General features: G+C 42.9%; 2 protein-coding genes. Both read right to left on the bottom strand.

Annotation, left to right across the window (positions count from 1 at the left end; all coding sequences use genetic code 11):
- Positions 1–40 precede the first annotated feature (40 nt).
- The gene (locus INT19_RS01950; RefSeq protein ID WP_193059515.1) at positions 41–181 is read right to left on the bottom strand and encodes a hypothetical protein; all 141 of its coding nucleotides are present in this window, start codon (positions 179–181) and stop codon (positions 41–43) included.
- 60 nt (positions 182–241) lie between these two features.
- Positions 242–496, bottom strand: coding sequence for a curlin repeat-containing protein (locus tag INT19_RS01945; protein WP_319022174.1), 255 nt, complete (start codon positions 494–496; stop codon positions 242–244).
- Between the last annotated feature and the right edge of the window lie 73 nt (positions 497–569).

The following is a 569-nucleotide window of genomic DNA, read 5'->3' as shown; positions in this document are numbered from 1 at the left end:
CGTGACGTGAAGTAGGTCAACTACGTCGTAGGATGAACGCTTACTGCTGGTTTACAAACGCAGGGTTTGAGCCTGCATTAGCAGCAGGATTTGTTGTAGAGTTATCAAAGTCACGCGCTTGGCTAGAGAAACTAACAGCCATTGCAACAGCAGCAGCGATAACGGTCATTTGAGTTTTCATGGTGTTTCCCCTTTTTTCGATCGACTTGCTTTGGTTGTTTACTGAGAAGCAGCTGGCGACTCAGTAGGTATCGATAGTGACTGGTCGTGCATTGCCCGAAAGGTTTTGTTGCTGGACACTCACACCACGTAAGCCACTGCCCGATTGCGAAATTGAAACGTCACCTTTAAATCCATTTTGATAAATGTCAGCTTTAAATGAGGAACTATTACCTTGCTGATTAATAGAGGCGGTGTTGTCATCGCCCACTTGCCAAATAATTCCGGTATTATTTCCGTTACTTTGCATTATGCTTGCTTGATTACCATTGCCGATTTGATCGATATAGGCAAAATTAGAAAGCTGATAAGTGGTTATGCAAAAGTTATCGAGTTACTTTTTCCGTAAT

The organism is Halomonas sp. 3A7M (assembly GCF_014897875.1).
Lineage (GTDB): Bacteria > Pseudomonadota > Gammaproteobacteria > Pseudomonadales > Halomonadaceae > Vreelandella.
The sequence above is the reverse complement of the archived record's forward strand: the minus strand, read 5'-3'. Positions and strand labels throughout refer to the sequence as shown.

What these genes read in the sequence shown, in the direction of transcription:
- INT19_RS01950 (WP_193059515.1), bottom strand. Translation starts at nt 181, where the DNA reads ATGAAAACTCAAATGACCGTTATCGCTGCTGCTGTTGCAATGGCTGTT.